Consider the following 15,643-nt stretch of genomic DNA (forward strand, 5'->3'; position numbering starts at 1 on the left):
GATGCGAATGATGGTGACTGCCCCGGACGCCGCCCCTGGCCCTGACCCTGCCCCCCAGCCCCGCCCACCCCGGGGCCTGCTGCTCGTGATCACGGGCGCCTCCGGGGTGGGCAAGGGCACCCTGCGCGAGCGCTGGCTGGCCGGGCAGGACGTGTTCTACTCGACCTCGTGGACCACCCGCGAGGCCCGGCCCGGCGAGCGTGACGGGGTGGACTACGTGTTCGTGACGCCCGAGGTCTTTCTGGACAAGGCCCGGCAGCGCGGCTTTCTGGAGCACGCGCAGTTCGTGGGCAACCACTACGGCACGCCCATCGAACCCATCGAGGCGGCCCTCGCACGGGGGCAGGACGTGGTCCTGGAGATCGAGGTGGAGGGGGCGATGCAGGTCAAGGACCGCCTGGGCGACGAGGCCATCCTGATTTTCATCATGCCCCCCAGCCTCACCGAGCTGCGCCGCCGCCTGACCGGCCGCGCCACCGAGACGCCCGAGCGCATCGAGAAACGTCTCGCCCGCGCTCGCGAGGAGATCATGCACGCCCACGACTTCCGCTACGTGGTGGTCAACGATGACCTGGGCCGCGCGGTAGAGGAACTGCGGGCCGTGCAGCGGGCCGAGCGTGCCCGTGGGCGCCCCGAGACGGAGTGGACCGATGAGGACCGCGCCGCGCAGCGCCTCGCCCACACGGTCCGCAGCGGCGCCCTGAGCACCGAGGACCTGCGCCGCGTGGTGGAGAGCTAGGTTATGCCCCTGCACCTCCTTCAGGGAGACATCGCCCGCGAGCGCACCTGCGCGGTCGTGACCGCCGCCAACAAGGAACTGGCGGGTGGGGGCGGGGTGGACGGGGTGATTCACCGCGCCGCCGGACCGGAGCTGCTGCGGGCCATCCGGCGAATCGGCGGCACCCCCACGGGAACGGCGGTGATTACCCCCGCGTTCGATCTGGAGCGGCAGGGCGTGCGCTTCGTGATTCACGCCGTGGGGCCGATCTGGCGCGGCGGCGGGCAGGGCGAGGCGGACTTGCTGGCGGGGGCGTACCGCGAGAGCCTGAGATTGGCGGTGGAGCACGGCTGCGACTCGGTGGCCCTGCCTGCGATCAGTACCGGAGTCTACGGTTATCCGCTCCCGGAGGCGGCCGGGGTCACGCTGCGGACCATTCACGCCTTCCTGGCCGAGCATCCTGGCCTCACCGTGCGGCTGGTGCTGCATGGGGAGGGGGCGGTGCAGGCCTTCTGGGAGGCGGAGGCGGAGTTCGGTGAGGGAAGCCGCGCATAACTTGACCCTCAGCGCATACCACGCTATAGTTTTCAACATCACCGCCCCAAGTGGGCGGTTTTTTCGTGTCCCGGCCCGCCATCCGGCCTATGGCGCCCGCCCCCGCTGGCCTCTAGCCTGCCGCATGGCGCCCAGTTTCATCCGTCCGCCCCGCCTGCGCGCTGGTTCGCGGGTGGCGGCCCTCAGTCTGTCGAGCGGCTTTGTCACCGAGGTGATGGGCCGCTACCACGCCGGGGTGCGGCAGGTTGCTGCCGAGTTCGGCTGGAAGGTCGTGGCCGCCCCCAACGCGCTGCGCGGCCCCGAGTATCTGGACCGCAACCCGCAGGCGCGCGCCGACGACCTGCACTGGGCGCTGCAAAACCCCGACATCCACGGCCTGGTCAGCGTCATCGGCGGGGACGACTCGGTGCGGCTGCTGCCCTTCCTCGACCTGGACCTGATTCGTGCCCACCCCAAGGTCTTTCTGGGCTACAGCGACGCCACGGTCACCCTGACCCAGTTCCTGCGGGCGGGCGTCATGGCCTACCACGGCCCCGCGCTGCTGACCGACCTCGCGGAGAACGGCGGGATGCATCCCTTCGTGGCTGAGGGCGTGCGGCGGACGCTGGTGGACGAGCCACGTCCCTTCGACCTCGCACCCGCGCCGGAGTGGACGCAGGCCCGTATGGACTGGGCTGACGAGGGGGCACAGGCGGTGCGCCGTCCCTTCCAGCCCGGCGACGGCTGGGTCTGGCTTCAGGGCGAGGCGCCCGCCGAGGGACATCTGATGGGAGGCTGCTTGGAGGTGCTGGACATGCTGGGCGGCACTCCGGGCTGGCCCGCGTCCGACCTGTGGCACGGTGCCGTCCTCGCGTTGGAGACCTCAGAGGACGTGCCCCCGCCCCGTCAGGTGGGGTATTGGCTGCGGAACTATGCCGCGCAGGGCCTCCTCGCCGGGGCCGCCGGGCTGCTGCTGGCCCGCCCACGCGGCTACACCCCGGAAATGGTGGTGGAGCTGTCCGGCTGGGTGCGCCGGGTGCTGCGGGAGGCGGGGCGGGAGGACCTCCCGGTGGTGGCGAACGTGGATTTCGGGCACACCAGCCCGCAGCTCACCCTGCCGCTGGGGGGGCGGGCACGGCTGGACCCGGCGGCGGGGCGGGTCACGGTGTTCCCCTGAACGGCCGGTATCATGGCGCGGTGCGCCTGCTGGTCCTCTCCGACATTCACGCCAATGCCCCCGCGCTGGAGGCGGTGCTGGCGGATGCGGCGGGGCGGGGCTACGACCGCGCTGTGATGCTGGGCGACGCGCTGGGCTACGGGGCACACCCGGCCGAGGTGCTGGCCCGGCTGCGTGACCTGGGAGCCACGTGCATCCGGGGCAACCACGAGCAGATGGGCCTCGACCTCGTGGCGCGGGGCGGGGGGTGGCTGCCGGGGAGCGGGGGGGTGGTGGGCGCGGCGCTGGAGTGGCAATTCGCCCAGCTCGGCGCCGATGATCTCGCCTGGGTCGCCTCGTGGCCCGACGGGGTGGAGGACCGGGAGGTCGGGGCGCGGTTCCGCCACGGCACCCCGCTGAGCCTGGACACCTACACCGACTCGGTGACCGTCGCGCGGGACGCCTTCGCGGGGTGGGGCGGGCATCTGGCCTTCGTGGGCCACACCCACATCCCCGGCGTGTACGCGGCGCTCAATGCCCCGGTGGGCGAGTGGGTCAAGTTCCAAGGCCTGGGCGCGGGGGGCACCTTCCCCCTGCCGCCCGGTGTCCGCGCCATCTGCAATCCCGGCAGCGTGGGCCAGCCGCGCGACGGCGATCCCCGCGCCAGCTACGCCCTCTTCGACACCGGGCGGCAGACCTTCGAGGTGATCCGGGTGGCCTACCCGGTGGAAGCGGCGCAGACCGCCATTCTGGACGCCGGGTTGCCCCCGGTGCTCGCGGCGCGGCTGGCGCTGGGGCGGTGACGCCGATGGGAGGGAAGGGGAAGAGGGGGAAGGGGCCAGGACGCCGGGTCGGGGTGTGCTCGCCCCGCCCATGACCCTCCCCGCCGCCCTCCTTCACGGCCCGCTGCTCGAGCAGACCGGGGCCTTTTCCGGCAACGCGCTGCTGCTCACCGGCCCGGCGCGGGTGGGCAAGCGGGCGGCGGCGCTGGCGATTGCCGGGGCGCACAACTGCTCGGGCACGCGGGGGATGTACGGCGAGGGCTGCGGCGTCTGCCCCTCCTGCCGGGCACTGGCGGCGGGGGCGCATCCCGACGTGCTGGTCGTGGAACCGCGCACGACGACCAGCACGGGCAAGGCCGCGCGGCGCAAGATCATCCCGGTGGGCGCGGTGCTCTCGGCCCGCGACAAGGCGCACGAGTACGAGACGCATGTCTTCGAGTTTCTGGAGGTCCGCCCCACCTTCCGCCGCCGGGTGGTGGTTGTGGACGGGGCCGAGTACCTGGGGCCGGAGGCCGCCAACGCCCTGCTCAAGCTGGTGGAAGAACCGCCGCACGGGGCGCTGTTCGTCTTTCTGGCCGAGGACCGCCGCTCGGTCCTGCCCACCATCCAGAGCCGCAGCGCCCGCCTGGACGTGACCCCGGTGCCCGACCGGGCCATCGAACGCGGCCTGGCGGGGCTGGGAGAGGAAGCCGACCCAGCGCTCGTCGCTTTTGCGGCGGGGCGGGCCGGGGTGCTGGACGCGCGGGAGGCGGTGCGGGCGGCCCTCGCGGACGCCGCCGAGTTCACCGGGGCGCTGGGGGAGGGGCTGCTCACGGCCCTCGAAGCCGCCGAGCGACTGGAAAAGCGCTGGGACGCGACCTGGCACCCGGAGGCCCTGCGCTTTGCCTGGCGGGACCATGCCCCCCACGGGCGTGCCCGCGCGGATACGGCCCTGGAAGCCCTGCAATCGGCGCTGGAAGCCTACGCCAGCCCCAGCCTGAGTTTCCAGGTGTTCGCCCTGCGGCTGCGCGAGGCCTTTGGGCTGGAAGCCTAGCCGTAGACTCCTTGCCATGATTCAGCCGAGGCAACATGGCGCGGCCCGCGTCTGGTCCCTGCCCACGGGTCCCCTGCAGGAGAACGCGGTCCTGGTAGCCGGGGCGGGGAATGAGGGCTTCCTTTTCGATCCCGGCGACGACGCGGAGCGGATTCTGGCGCTGGTGTGCGGGTCGGGCGTGACTGTTCGGGGCATCCTGCTCACGCACGCGCACTTCGACCATATCGGGGCGGTGCAGCCCGTCCGGGAGGCGCTGGGGGTGCCCGTGTGGCTGCATCCCGCCGACCGGCCGCTCTACCGCCTGGGGGCGGCATCGGCGGCCCGCTGGAACCTGCCCTTTACCCAGCCCGCCGACCCCGAGCACGAGATCACGCAGGGGCAGACCTTCACGGCGGGCGACCTGACGCTGACGGCGCGGGAGCTGCCGGGGCACGCGCCGGGGCATGTGGTGTTTGTCGGGGACGGATTAGTCGTGGCCGGGGACACCCTCTTTCAGGGAAGCATCGGTCGCACCGACCTGCCGGGCGGGAACCACACGCAACTGCTGGACGGCCTCGCGCGGGAGCTGCTGAGCCTGCCGGACGACGTGGCGGTCTATCCCGGCCACGGCCCGGCGACCACGGTGGGGGCCGAGCGGCGCACCAATCTCTTTCTGCGGTGAGGAGCGGGCGTACCCTGAACCCATGAGCCTGCCTGTCTGTCTGGAGGCGGGGCCGTGACCTCCGGCACCGTCCCTGCCCCCCTGCTGGGTGCCGTCAGCGACCGCGACTACTCCACCAACGCGGCGAACGCCCTGATTCACCTGTACCGGGCCGAGGTCGGCAAGATGACCGCCTACCGCCAGCGCCTCGACATGACGACCAACTGGTCGGTGGTGACCACGGCGGGCCTGGCGTCTTTCGCGCTGGGGGACCCCAACAACAGCCACGCGACCTTCCTGTTCGCCATGGGCATGAACTATTTCTTCCTGCGGCTGGAAGCCCGGCGATTTCGCACCTTCGAGATCGCCCACCACCGGGTGCGGATCATGGAGCGCTTTTTCTACCCCGCGATGCTGGGCGACCGGGTGGATGCCGGGTGGCACCAGCTCCTGCTGGCCGAGCTGAGCAAGCCCCGCTCTCCCATGACCCGCGCCGACGCGGTCGGCTGGCGATTGAACCGCAACTACCTCTGGATCTACGCGGCGGTGCTGATCGCCTGGCTCGCCAAGCTCGACATGTCCATGCCCAAAGGCTGGATTCTGGAGTTTCCCGACGCCTTCACGCTGGCCGACATCGGCAACTTTCCGGGGTGGCTGGTGTTTCTGGGAGTCGCCCTCTTCTACGGCTTCCTGATCTCGCTGGCGGTGCGGGCTGCACGGACCTACCCGCTGGAAGAGGGCTGACGGCCCCGGCGCACCCGCCCTTCGCGCCAGAGCTGCACCCCGGCGAGCAGCCCCGCCTGCGCGGGCAGGCCCCAGAGGTACAGCCGGGGCCGCCGCAGGGCCAGGGCCACCCCCAGTGTCAGGAGTTGCGTGCTGAGGCCCAGGTTCACCGCCACCCGGTTGATCGTGGCGGGCGTATAGGCGAGGCGGTCGGCGGGGGTGGGGTCGCCTCCGACTGCCGAGTGCAACCGGGCCTCGAACAGCGCCCCGAGCACCCGTTCCTGCGGGGTGAAATACACGGCGTAAACCCCCCGCAGCAGGCCCAGCAGCTGGGGGTCATCCCCTGCCTGGGCGGGCGGGTCACGGAACACCTCGCCCCGCGCCTCCCGGTGGTCCCGCTCCCACAGGTAGTCGGTGCTCAGAATCAGGCTCAGCAGCAGGGTCAGCGGCAGCCCCCAGCGGCCCGCCAGCCCGGTCAGGACGGCGGCGTTGACCAGCACGTCCAGCTCCGAGTCGAGGTAGCGCCCCGTCTCGGTGGTCTGCCCGGTCGCCCGCGCGAGCTGCCCGTCGAGGTTGTCCAGCACGGTCTTAGCCTGAAGGAGCAGGGCCGGGGTGAGCCTGTGCCCGCGCCGCAGCAACCCTCCGGCCAGCAGCCCCACCGCCGTATGGGTCAGGACTACATGCAGCGGATTGACCCGCCGCTGCGCCAGGGGAGGCACCAGCCGCTCGGCGAGGGGCCGGAAGACTGCCTCGGCGGCCCACTCACGGGCGGGGCGGGCCTTGCCATGGGTCATGGGGAAGCTTACCGCCGCCCGCCCCCACCGCGCGGGGGGCTTTTCTTGACGCCCGCATAGCGGTGGCGCTCGCGGCGGCGCTGGGTGCGGGCCGCCGACTGCTGCCGGGTGCCTGCCGGGGTCCGTCCGGCGAGGCGGCGCGGCACGAAGGTGTCCACCGTCAGGAAGCGGAAGAGCGGGATATACAGCAGCAACACGAAGATCACTGTGCCCCAGACGGTGTCGAGGTACTTCCCCAGCCCCGCCAGCCGCAGCAACCCCGAGAGTAGGGTCGCCACCACCGTGAACAGGAGCACCCGGATCAGCAGCCGCCCCAGCTTGCGCCCGGTGAAGCCCGGCTCGGGGTCCGGGGTCATCAGCCAGCGCCAGAACTTCAAGCGTCGTCCTCGCCCGCAGCGGCGGGCCGGGCGGCCGCGCCCACCGTGATGCGGTCGCGGAAGGCGGCCAGCTCGGGCCATTCACGCTGCCCGGCGTCCACGTCCACCACCAGGGTGGGCTTGTGCGTCTGCCCCGCCAGCCGCTCCAGCGCCGCTCGCGCCGCGCCGTCCCGAGCGGGGGCCGCGAGGATGACCCCGCGCACCGCGCTCTTGCCGTCCAGCAGCTTCAGGGACCCGTACAGTTCCTTGTCGCCCGCCGGGGCCGTGGCCGCCCGCTCCATCCGCTCGCCTCTGGCGGCCACCTGCGAGGGGGGCAACTCGGGCGAGGTGACCGGGTGCAGGCCCAGGTCCTCCAGCGCCGCCCGCAGGCCCGCCCCCAGGTCGGGGTCCCCCAGCAGCGCCCGCGGCCCGACCACGGCGACCGTGACCCGCGAGGCGCGGCTGAGAGGAGGCATGTCCTCGCGCGGGGGGGCCGCCAGGGGCTTGACCCGTTCCATCGCCAGCCGCACCCGGCCGGGGTTGCGGGTGAGCCGCTGCCCGAGGTCGGTCGCGGCGGCGACCATTTCCGGCCCGCCGTCGGGGAGCGCCTGCATGGGCGGGAGCCCGCTGAGGCGCCGCGAGAGCAGGTCCGGCAGCGCCTCGCCCCAGGCGTCCCCCCGCAGCGGCGGTGTCTGCGGCAGCAGCACGAGGTCCACCCGCCCCAGCGCGAGCACCCGTCCCAGCACGAGCTGCACCTGCACCGGGGCGTCGGGCAGGCTTTCGCGGCCCAGCGCGAACGCCTCGGCAGTGGGGAGGTCCGGCGTGACCACCTCGACGCCGAGTTCTTTCAGGAACGCGGTCCAGTACCGCCCATATCGCGCCCCCAGCGTATCCAGCAGACCGACCTTCATCGCCCGGCAGTGTACAGGGGCCGGAGACGGGGAGGACGGGCACCGCGCCAAACTGCGGCTCCGCGCTCGCTGCGCCGGGTGTCAGGTCAGGCCATGCGACGAAACCGGGTGGGCATGGGCGTGGTTCTTGGCCTTCTGTCAGTGGCCCAGGCGCAGTCCGCCACCGACGTGGCGAGGGTGTCGGCCACGGTGACGCGGCTCAGCCCGGAGATCGGGCGGCAGGTGGGCGAGCTGTATTTCAGCATCCACGGCGCGGTCGTCCGGGGGGAGGTGGCCGGGGTCCGGGCCGGGTGCGCGGCCCGCCAGAACGCCTTCAAGGTCTTCGGGCCGCTCTACGCCCCCGAGGTGACCGGTTTTCAGACCCAGCGGAACTTCGACACGAATCCGCGCCTGACCCGGCAGATCAGCAGCCTGCTTCACCTCTCGATGGATTGAGGCGTGGTCTTGAAGACGGTGTGTGGCGCGGTCCCGCCGTCGGGCGCCGAACTGCTCACGGCCTCCGCCATCATCTCGAACGCCTCCGGGCTCAACCGGCAGATGGCCGCCGAACTGGCCGCCCCGGCGCGGTAACGCGGACTGGCCTCCCGCTATCCTGCCGTTCATGACGCTGACCCTGCCTGACGCCCTGCGCCGCGTGCTGCCCGCTGCCCGCTGGGAAAGCGTGACCGACGGCCACAGCGGCGCGGGCGTGTGGCGCAGCCAGAAGTACGTGGTCAAGGTGCAGGAGCGCGGCGGCCTGCCCGGCTCCAGCCTGCTTCAGGAACGGGAGCGCCTGCGCTGGCTGGCGGGGCGGGTCCCGGTCCCCGCCGTGGTGGGCTACGAGGCCACGCCCACCCACGACTACCTCGCCATGACCCGCTTGCCGGGCATCCCCATGAGCCACCCCGACGCCCTGCTGCACCCCGAGCGGGTGGTGGACCTGCTCGCCCGTGCCCTGCGCGAGCTGCACGCCCTGCCCGTGCGCGACTGCCCCTTTACCATGACCCTGCCCGTCACCCTGCGTCTTGCCCGCGAACGGGTGGAGGCGGGGCTGGTGGACGAGTCGGACTTCGACGAGGAGCGCCAGGGCTGGACGGCCGCCCGCGTCTGGAACGAGCTGGTCCGCACCCGGCCGGAGAAGGAAGACGTGGTTGTCACCCACGGCGACCCCTGCCTGCCCAACCTGATCCTGAACGGCGAGTATGTGGAGGGCTTCATCGACGTGGGCCGCGCCGGGCTGGCCGACCGCCACGCCGACCTCGCGCTGGCGCACCACAGCCTGACGCACCACCTGGGCTGGGACCACGCCGAGCGCTTTTTGGATCTGTACGGCCGGACACTGGTGGACGAACGCAAGCTGGCCTACTACCGCCTGCTGGACGAACTGTTCTAAACCCCCCCGGAGGAAAAATTCCCCTCCCCGCCGTGCTCTACTGCCCCGCGTGCGTGCCCTCTCCGAGTTCGTGACCCGTCGTCCCTGGCTGGTGCTGGCGCTGTGGGGGCTGCTCGCGCTGCTGAGTGCCTACCCGGCCTCGCTGGCTCCCCGGAACCTCAGCGCCGACCCCGGCGGCCTGGCCGACGCCGAGAGCACCCGCGTCACCGCCCTGCTGCGGGAGCGCTTCGGGGAGGAGGACACGAACACCGCCCTCCTCGTCACCCGCCACGACCCGCCGCTGACCACCCCGGCGGGCCAGGCCGCCTACGACCGCCTGTTGAGCGGGCTGGAGGACGTGCCCGGCGTGACCCGCGTTCTCGCCGCCGGGGCGCAGGGGGCCGTGCCCACCGTGAGCGGGGACGGCCGCCTGTCGCTGACCGTAGCGCAGATTCCGCTGGAGGAGGGCGCGACCGAGACCCTCGCCCGCGTGCGGGCTTACGCCGATCGGGTGGGGGAAGACGGGTTGGCCGTGCGGGTGACGGGCGGGCAGGCCATCGCGGACGACTTCACCGAGTTCGCCGAGTCTGACACCAAGCGCAGCGAGTTCACGGCCCTGCCGCTGACGGCGCTGGTGCTGTTGGGCGTCTTCGGGGCGCTGGTGGCGACTGGACTCCCGCTGATGGTGGGCGTCCTGAGCATCACCGTGGCGATGGCGGGCGTGTACGGCCTGACCCGCGTCACCGAGGTCAGCACCTTCGCCCAGAGTGTCATCACCCTGCTGGGGCTGGGGGCTGGAATCGACTACGCCCTGCTGATGGTCAGCCGCTTCCGCGAGGAGTTGGTGAGGGACGGCGACTCCCGCGCAGCGGCGGCCCGCACGGTGCTCACCGCCGGGCGCAGCGTGCTGTTCAGCGGCCTGACCGTCGCCATTGCCATGGCCGCGCTGGTGATTCCGCCCATCGCCTTCGTGCGCTCGATGGGGCTGGGCGGGGTCCTCGCCGTCCTGCTGACCGTCCTCGCCAGCGTGACCGCCCTGCCCGCGCTGCTGGCCCTGCTGGGCGAGCGGGTCAACAGCCCGCGCCTCCTGCGCTTCCCCTGGGCACAGAACGCGGGTGCGTCGGCGGCGTGGACAGCCCTGGCCCGCCGGGTCACGGCCCGGCCCGGCCTCGCCGTGCTGCTCAGCACGCTCTTTCTGCTGCTGCTGGCCCTCCCCGCCCTGAACATGAAAACCGGCTACGCGGGCGCCTGGGGCCTGACCCCCGGCGTGGAAAGCCGCGACGCCCTGGCCGACGTGCGCGACCTCGGCGCGGGCGGCCTCCTCAGCCAGTTCGAGGTCATTCTGGACTTGGAGGGTGAACGTTACGCCCCCGACGACCGAGCCCGCTTTCAGGCGGTCGTGGAGGACCTGCGGGCCTTGCCTGGCGTGCAGACCGTCATCAGTCCCTTCCTGACGCCCGAGGACCTGGCCGGGGAGGCGGGTGGCGGCGGAACGGACGCGCTCGCCGCCCTCAGCCTGCTGACCTCCCGCTCCTTCAGCGAGGACCGCGCGCTGTTGCGGGTGACGGTCGTGCCGGACGCCTACCTGCGGGCCGACCAGATTGACCCTTTCGAGCGGCGGTTGCGAGGTGTGCTGGAGAATTCCGGCTTCCGTTACCTATTGGGAGGCGCCCCGGTGGGCGAGCGCGAGTTCAGCCGGGCGCTCACCGACGCGCTGCCCGCCGCCGTCCTGACCGTCTTCGCGGCGACCTTCGTGCTGCTGATGGTGGCCTTTCGCAGCCTGCTGGTGCCCCTCAAGAGCCTGCTGATGAACACGCTGACGGTGGGCGCGGCCTACGGGGTGGTCACGCTGGTGGTGCAGGGGGGCTTTCTCGCCGGGCCGCTGGGCATCCCCGACGACGTGGGCGTGCTGGATTCCAGCCTCCCCCTGATCCTCTTCGCGGTGCTGTTCGGCCTCAGCATGGACTACGAGATTTTCCTGCTCTCCCGCGTGCAGGAGGAAGTGCTGCGCGGCCACCCCAACGACGAGGCGGTCGTGCTCGCGGTGGGCCGGACCGCCCGCATCATCACCTCGGCGGCGCTGATCATGTTCATCGTCTTCGCGGCCTTTATTGCCGGACGCGTCGTGGCGAACAAGAGCATCGGGCTGGGATTGGCGGTCGCGGTGGCGCTCGACGCGACGCTGGTGCGCCTCGTGCTCGTGCCCGCTTTCCTGAAGCTCGCCGGGCGCTGGAACTGGTGGCTGCCGGGCTGGCTCGGCCGCCTGCTGCCCCGGCTGCGGCTGGAGCACTGAGCCTAGCCGCCCCGCTGAACGACCGTTCCCCCCGTCTCGATGGGCAAATCCAGCACCCGCCCGGTCAGCCCGTGCTCCTCCAGGACTCCATGCAAAAAGGCGTGGAGCCGCCCCGTCTCTTCCCGCGCGTCGCGGAAGCACAGCACCGTTGGCCCCGCCCCGCTGAGGGCCGCGCCCAGTGCTCCGTGCCCGGTCGCGCCCTCCAAGATGTCGCTCAGGCCCGGCACCAACGGCGCCCGCCAACTCTGGTGCAGGCGGTCCTGCATGGCGTGGGGGAGCAGGTCCATCCGCCCCTGCGCGAGCGCGGCGGCCAGCAGCGCGGCGTGCGAGAGGGCGTGTACCGCGTCCGCCCGGCTGTACTCGCCCGGCAGCACCGCCCGCGCCTTGGTCGTGGACAGCTCGAAGTCGGGAATCAGCACGGTGACCCCCAGGTGCGGGGGTGGGTCCAGCCGGACGTGGTGGGTGCCGAGCTTGTCCAGCGTGGCGACCACGATGCCCCCCACCAGCGCGGGGGCCACGTTGTCCGGGTGGCCCTCCTCGCGGGCGGCGAGGTCGAGCATCTCCGCCCCGCTCAGGGGCCGCCCCAGCAGCTCGTTTCCGGCGACGATCCCGGCGACGAGCGCGGCGGCGCTGCTCCCCAGGCCCCGCGCCAGGGGCACTTCCGTCTGGATTTCGATTCGGGCGGGGGGCAACCCGCACCCAGCTCGCCCCGCCGCCAGGAGCATCGCCTGGTAGACGTAATTGCGCTCATCGGCGGGTGTCCCGGCCAGCTCCGGTCCCAGCGGCACCACCTCGGTCACGGCCTGCGGGGTCACGGTCAGCGTCGTGAAGAGGGGCAGGCTCAGCCCCAGGCTGTCGAACCCCGGCCCCAGATTGGCGCTGCTCGCCGGAGCGCGGACGGTGAACGCAGGCGACGCGACCTCCCTCAAAGAATCCGCTCCAGCACGTGCTCCAGGCTGGCCTGAACCGCCTGGGGAGCCTCCACCGCCCGCAGCGCGGCGTCGGGGTCCTTCAGCCCGTTGCCCGTCAGCACCGCCACGACGGTCTGCCCCGGCGTCAGCAGTCCTGCCGCGTGCCGTTTGAGCAGCCCCGCAACTGGGGTCGCGCTCGCGGGTTCGCAGAACACGCCCTCCCGCGCCACGAGGTTGTAGGCGTGCATGATCTCGTCGTCACTCACCATGTCGAGCAGACCGCCCGACTCGCGCACCGCCGCCCGCGCGAGATCCGCGCTCGCCGGGTTGCCGATGCGGATGGCCGTCGCCAGCGTCTGCGGCTCGTCCACGATGGCGTTGCGGACCAGCGGCGCGGCCCCCTCCGCCTGAAAGCCCCACATCTGCGGCAGCGCTGCGCTCTGTCCCGCCGCGTGGTACTCCCGGAACCCCATCCAATACGCGCTGATGTTGCCCGCATTGCCCACCGGAATGGCGAGCACGTCGGGCGACTGCCCCAGCACGTCCACGATCTCGAAGGCCGCCGTCTTCTGCCCCTGAAGGCGGTAGGGGTTGACCGAGTTCACGAGCGCGATGGGATGCTCGGCGCTGATCTGCCGCACCAGCCGTAAGGCCGCGTCGAAATTGCCATTCACGGCCACGACCTCGGCCCCGTAGGCGACCGCCTGCGCGAGCTTGCCCAGCGCGATGTTGCCGTCCGGAATCAGCACCACGCAGCGCAACCCCGCCCGCGCCGCATACGCCGCCGCTGCCGCGCTGGTGTTCCCGGTGCTCGCGCAGATCACGGTGTCGGCCCCGTCCTCGACCGCCTTGGCGACCGCCATGACCATGCCCCGGTCCTTGAAGCTGCCTGTCGGGTTCAGGCCCTCATATTTCAGGAAGAGGTGCACTCCCAGCCGCTCGCTCAAGCGCGGCGCGGGAATCAGCGGCGTGCTCCCCTCGTGCAGGCTCAGGGCGGGCGTACGGTCGGTGATGGGCAGATACTCGCGGTAGCGTTCCAGCAATCCAGGCATAGGGGTCCTCCGGCCCTCCCGGAGGCGGGCACATGCCCGGCATCCTATACGCCCACCGCCGGGGACCTGCGGCAAACCTCCCGACCTGCCCAGGCATCTCCTCAAGGCAGAAATGAGGCCCCGGCGACCATTTCTGCATGCTGGGTTTAAGCCAGATTCGCCCCCCCTCCATCTGCCCTTGGGGTGCTCTTGAGAACGTGGGATACGTAACACTTTGCGGTTCCGCCCGGTCCCATTGTGCACTCACAACGAAGCACGAGAGCGTTGAAGTTCAACGTCCTGGAGGGAGAAACTATGAGTTGGATTGTGCTTATTCTGGTGGGTGCGCTGTGCGGGTGGCTGGCCAGCCTGATTATGAAGACGGACGCGCAGCAGGGGGCCGTCGCCAACATCCTCATCGGCATCGTCGGCGCTGTGCTGGCGCAGTGGCTGTTTGGCAGCCTGCTGGGGATCGGCGGCGCTCAGGCAGCAGGCAACGGCTTCAGCTTCTGGAGCATTATCTGGGGCGTGGTCGGCAGCGTCGTCCTGATCGCTCTTCTCAAGGCGCTGAAAATTCTGCGCTGAATCTTTCCGCATCTGGGCCTGGCTTCCCCCTGGGGACGCCAGGCTTTTTTCTTGCATCCCCAGCCATGTGCTAAAGTTGGAAGGCTTGCCTGACCCTGCCCGGCGCGGCAGCAGTCCCCCAGATCACCAGATCTCAGGTCACCGGCCCCCGGCACAACAACGGGTCAGGTTGAAGAAGGAGTAAGGAACATGTCGAAAGTGTGCGAAGTGTGCGGTAAGGGGCCGATCGTCGTGAACTCGGTCATTCGCCGTGGTAAGGCCCGTGCTCAGGGCGGCGTGGGCCGCAAGGTCACCGGAATCACCAAGCGGGTCCAGAAGCCCAACCTCCAGCCCCTCACCGTCAACCGGGGCGGCGTGGCCGTGCGGATGCGCGTCTGCACCAAGTGCCGCAAGAGCCTGATCTGACCCCTCTAGAACAACGCCCCCGGCCTCAGCGCTGGGGGCGTCTTCTTTTGGCTGGAGAGGCTCAGGTGGCCCTGGCCTTGTTCCGCCGCTCCTCGGCAAAGCTCACGACCACCAGCAGCAGCGTCCCCAGCACCACGCAGATGTCCGCGACGTTGAAGATGGGGAAGTGTCCAGCGTTCAGCGCCTGGGTGACCGCGCTGAGCAGCGGCGAGTAGAACATGTCCGTCACCCGGCCCTGGGTCAGCCCGTCAACGCTGTTGCCGATGGCTCCGGCGGCAATCATCGCCAGCAGCACAGACAGGAAGCGCGGCTGGGGCCGCAGGACGAGGTACACCAGAATCCCTACCCCGACGGCCAGCCGCACGAGGGCCAGCGGCACAGCCGACCCCGAGAAGAGGCTCCAGGCGGCGCCCGTATTAAAGGTGAGTTGCCAGCTCAGCAGGCCGGGAACAAAGGGGATGGGCGTCGCCCCCTCTGTCAGGTTCGCCAGCGCCCACGCCTTGAGTGCCTGATCGGCGAGGATCAGCAACGCGGCGATCAGCAGCGGAACCCAGACGGGAAAGGCACGCGGGCGGCGAAGCAGGGTGGGCACGCCGCGCAGTATGCCGGATGAAGGTGCGCGTCTTCTCTCCACTTACATTGTCCGCCCGCGCCCCGGCCAGAATGAACCCTATGGCGAACGTGGAATCCTTCGACCTTGACCACACCAGAGTGCAGGCTCCCTATGTGCGGCTGGCCGGAATCAAGCGCACCCCCAGCGGCGACGCGATCAGCAAGTACGACCTGCGCCTGCTTCAGCCCAATCAGGGCGCCATTGACCCGGCCGCCATCCACACGCTGGAGCACCTGCTCGCGGGCTACCTGCGCGACCACCTGACCGACGTGGTGGACGTGTCCCCGATGGGTTGCCGCACCGGCATGTATATGGCGGTCATCGGCGAGCCGAACGAGGAGGGCGTTCTCCGTGCCTTCGAGCAGGCCCTGCGGGATGTGGAGGCCCACGACCGTCCCATTCCAGGGGTCAGCGAATTGGAGTGCGGCAACTACCGCGACCATGATCTCGGCGCGGCCCGGCAACATGCCCGCGACGCTCTGAGCCAGGGCCTCAAGGTGCAGGAAACGATTCTCCTCGCGCGTTAACCCTGCCCAGCACGCACAAAACAGCTCCCCCCACAGCCTGAGTGAAGACCCGGCGTGGGGGAGTTGACAAGTTGTTTCCCCCCCTGTATCTTTTCTGAGCCTCAAGCGAGGCGCGGAGCATGACAAGCGAAGAGGTGTGCGAGAGAACAAGCACATAGAACGCCACCACGGCGCCCGCTGGACTCGTCCGGTGGTCGGCTGAGTGGTGTGAAATGAATGGACAGGTCAAGATACTAAGGGTCCACGGTGGATGCCCTGGCACTGGAGCCGATGAAGGACG

20 protein-coding genes are annotated in these 15,643 nt (G+C 70.9%); 14 read left to right on the forward strand and 6 right to left on the reverse strand.

The window, feature by feature from the left end; translation table 11 throughout:
* The first annotated feature begins 7 nt into the window (after positions 1 to 7).
* The 7 genes from gmk to L1280_RS12295 all read left to right on the forward strand — a co-directional run bounded on the left by gmk (position 8) and on the right by L1280_RS12295 (position 5,607).
* Complete coding sequence (gmk, locus tag L1280_RS12265; protein WP_371922916.1) at positions 8 to 739, forward strand: guanylate kinase; 732 nt, start codon at positions 8 to 10, stop codon at positions 737 to 739.
* Positions 740 to 742: 3 nt separating this feature from the next.
* The gene (locus L1280_RS12270; RefSeq protein ID WP_253582584.1) at positions 743 to 1,273 is read left to right on the forward strand and encodes a macro domain-containing protein; all 531 of its coding nucleotides are present in this window, start codon (positions 743 to 745) and stop codon (positions 1,271 to 1,273) included.
* Between the two features lie 124 nt (positions 1,274 to 1,397).
* Positions 1,398 to 2,429, forward strand: a complete 1,032-nt coding sequence (locus tag L1280_RS12275; RefSeq protein WP_253582585.1) for a S66 peptidase family protein — start codon at positions 1,398 to 1,400, stop codon at positions 2,427 to 2,429.
* 20 nt (positions 2,430 to 2,449) lie between these two features.
* Positions 2,450 to 3,211 (forward strand): metallophosphoesterase family protein, encoded by a 762-nt coding sequence (locus L1280_RS12280; RefSeq protein WP_253582586.1) that lies wholly within the window; start codon positions 2,450 to 2,452, stop codon positions 3,209 to 3,211.
* A gap of 70 nt (positions 3,212 to 3,281) precedes the next feature.
* On the forward strand, positions 3,282 to 4,223 hold the full coding sequence (locus tag L1280_RS12285) for a DNA polymerase III subunit delta' (protein WP_253582587.1): 942 nt from the start codon (positions 3,282 to 3,284) through the stop codon (positions 4,221 to 4,223).
* Between the two features lie 16 nt (positions 4,224 to 4,239).
* Positions 4,240 to 4,884 carry an MBL fold metallo-hydrolase gene (locus L1280_RS12290; protein WP_253582588.1) on the forward strand — a complete coding sequence of 215 codons (645 nt, stop codon included), beginning with the start codon at positions 4,240 to 4,242 and terminating at the stop codon, positions 4,882 to 4,884.
* 54 nt (positions 4,885 to 4,938) lie between these two features.
* Complete coding sequence (locus L1280_RS12295; RefSeq protein WP_253582589.1) at positions 4,939 to 5,607, forward strand: DUF2270 domain-containing protein; 669 nt, start codon at positions 4,939 to 4,941, stop codon at positions 5,605 to 5,607.
* On the opposite strand, the gene L1280_RS12300 is transcribed toward L1280_RS12295, so the two are convergent.
* Genes L1280_RS12300 through L1280_RS12310 form a run of 3 tightly spaced genes read right to left on the reverse strand, consistent with a single transcriptional unit; the run spans position 5,586 to position 7,647 of the window.
* On the reverse strand, positions 5,586 to 6,380 hold the full coding sequence (locus L1280_RS12300; RefSeq protein ID WP_253582590.1) for a CDP-alcohol phosphatidyltransferase family protein: 795 nt from the start codon (positions 6,378 to 6,380) through the stop codon (positions 5,586 to 5,588). The two genes, L1280_RS12295 and L1280_RS12300, sit on opposite strands and share 22 nt — an antisense overlap.
* 8 nt (positions 6,381 to 6,388) lie before the next feature.
* Complete coding sequence (locus tag L1280_RS12305) at positions 6,389 to 6,757, reverse strand: hypothetical protein (protein WP_253582591.1); 369 nt, start codon at positions 6,755 to 6,757, stop codon at positions 6,389 to 6,391.
* Positions 6,754 to 7,647, reverse strand: a complete 894-nt coding sequence (locus L1280_RS12310; protein ID WP_253582592.1) for a hypothetical protein — start codon at positions 7,645 to 7,647, stop codon at positions 6,754 to 6,756. The genes L1280_RS12305 and L1280_RS12310 overlap by 4 nt, the downstream gene beginning before the upstream one ends.
* Positions 7,648 to 7,740: 93 nt before the next feature.
* On the opposite strand from L1280_RS12310, the gene L1280_RS12315 reads away from it, so the two are divergent.
* The 4 genes from L1280_RS12315 to L1280_RS12325 are packed head-to-tail and all read left to right on the forward strand — an operon-like array spanning position 7,741 to position 11,291.
* A complete protein-coding gene (locus L1280_RS12315; RefSeq protein WP_253582593.1) occupies positions 7,741 to 8,082 on the forward strand; it encodes a hypothetical protein in 342 nt (113 codons plus the stop codon).
* A gap of 9 nt (positions 8,083 to 8,091) precedes the next feature.
* Positions 8,092 to 8,217 carry a hypothetical protein gene (locus L1280_RS15720; RefSeq protein WP_256488256.1) on the forward strand — a complete coding sequence of 42 codons (126 nt, stop codon included), beginning with the start codon at positions 8,092 to 8,094 and terminating at the stop codon, positions 8,215 to 8,217.
* Positions 8,218 to 8,248: 31 nt separating this feature from the next.
* The gene (locus L1280_RS12320; protein ID WP_253582594.1) at positions 8,249 to 9,019 is read left to right on the forward strand and encodes an APH(3') family aminoglycoside O-phosphotransferase; all 771 of its coding nucleotides are present in this window, start codon (positions 8,249 to 8,251) and stop codon (positions 9,017 to 9,019) included.
* A gap of 49 nt (positions 9,020 to 9,068) precedes the next feature.
* On the forward strand, positions 9,069 to 11,291 hold the full coding sequence (locus L1280_RS12325; RefSeq protein WP_253582595.1) for an MMPL family transporter: 2,223 nt from the start codon (positions 9,069 to 9,071) through the stop codon (positions 11,289 to 11,291).
* Positions 11,292 to 11,293: 2 nt separating this feature from the next.
* Here L1280_RS12325 and thrB read toward each other — a convergent pair whose 3' ends face one another.
* On the reverse strand, positions 11,294 to 12,220 hold the full coding sequence (thrB, locus tag L1280_RS12330; protein WP_253582596.1) for a homoserine kinase: 927 nt from the start codon (positions 12,218 to 12,220) through the stop codon (positions 11,294 to 11,296).
* Positions 12,217 to 13,254 carry a threonine synthase gene (thrC, locus tag L1280_RS12335; protein WP_253582597.1) on the reverse strand — a complete coding sequence of 346 codons (1,038 nt, stop codon included), beginning with the start codon at positions 13,252 to 13,254 and terminating at the stop codon, positions 12,217 to 12,219. The genes thrB and thrC overlap by 4 nt, the downstream gene beginning before the upstream one ends.
* Before the next feature lie 294 nt (positions 13,255 to 13,548).
* On the opposite strand from thrC, the gene L1280_RS12340 reads away from it, so the two are divergent.
* Complete coding sequence (locus tag L1280_RS12340; RefSeq protein ID WP_253582598.1) at positions 13,549 to 13,818, forward strand: GlsB/YeaQ/YmgE family stress response membrane protein; 270 nt, start codon at positions 13,549 to 13,551, stop codon at positions 13,816 to 13,818.
* A gap of 189 nt (positions 13,819 to 14,007) precedes the next feature.
* On the forward strand, positions 14,008 to 14,223 hold the full coding sequence (gene rpmB / locus L1280_RS12345; protein WP_104991760.1) for a 50S ribosomal protein L28: 216 nt from the start codon (positions 14,008 to 14,010) through the stop codon (positions 14,221 to 14,223).
* Positions 14,224 to 14,284: 61 nt separating this feature from the next.
* Here rpmB and lspA read toward each other — a convergent pair whose 3' ends face one another.
* Positions 14,285 to 14,815 carry a signal peptidase II gene (gene lspA, locus L1280_RS12350; protein ID WP_253582599.1) on the reverse strand — a complete coding sequence of 177 codons (531 nt, stop codon included), beginning with the start codon at positions 14,813 to 14,815 and terminating at the stop codon, positions 14,285 to 14,287.
* Positions 14,816 to 14,895: 80 nt separating this feature from the next.
* On the opposite strand from lspA, the gene L1280_RS12355 reads away from it, so the two are divergent.
* Positions 14,896 to 15,363 carry an S-ribosylhomocysteine lyase gene (locus L1280_RS12355; RefSeq protein ID WP_253582600.1) on the forward strand — a complete coding sequence of 156 codons (468 nt, stop codon included), beginning with the start codon at positions 14,896 to 14,898 and terminating at the stop codon, positions 15,361 to 15,363.
* Positions 15,364 to 15,643 lie beyond the last annotated feature (280 nt).

Source organism: Deinococcus sp. HSC-46F16, from assembly GCF_024171495.1.
Classification (GTDB): Bacteria; Deinococcota; Deinococci; order Deinococcales; family Deinococcaceae; genus Deinococcus.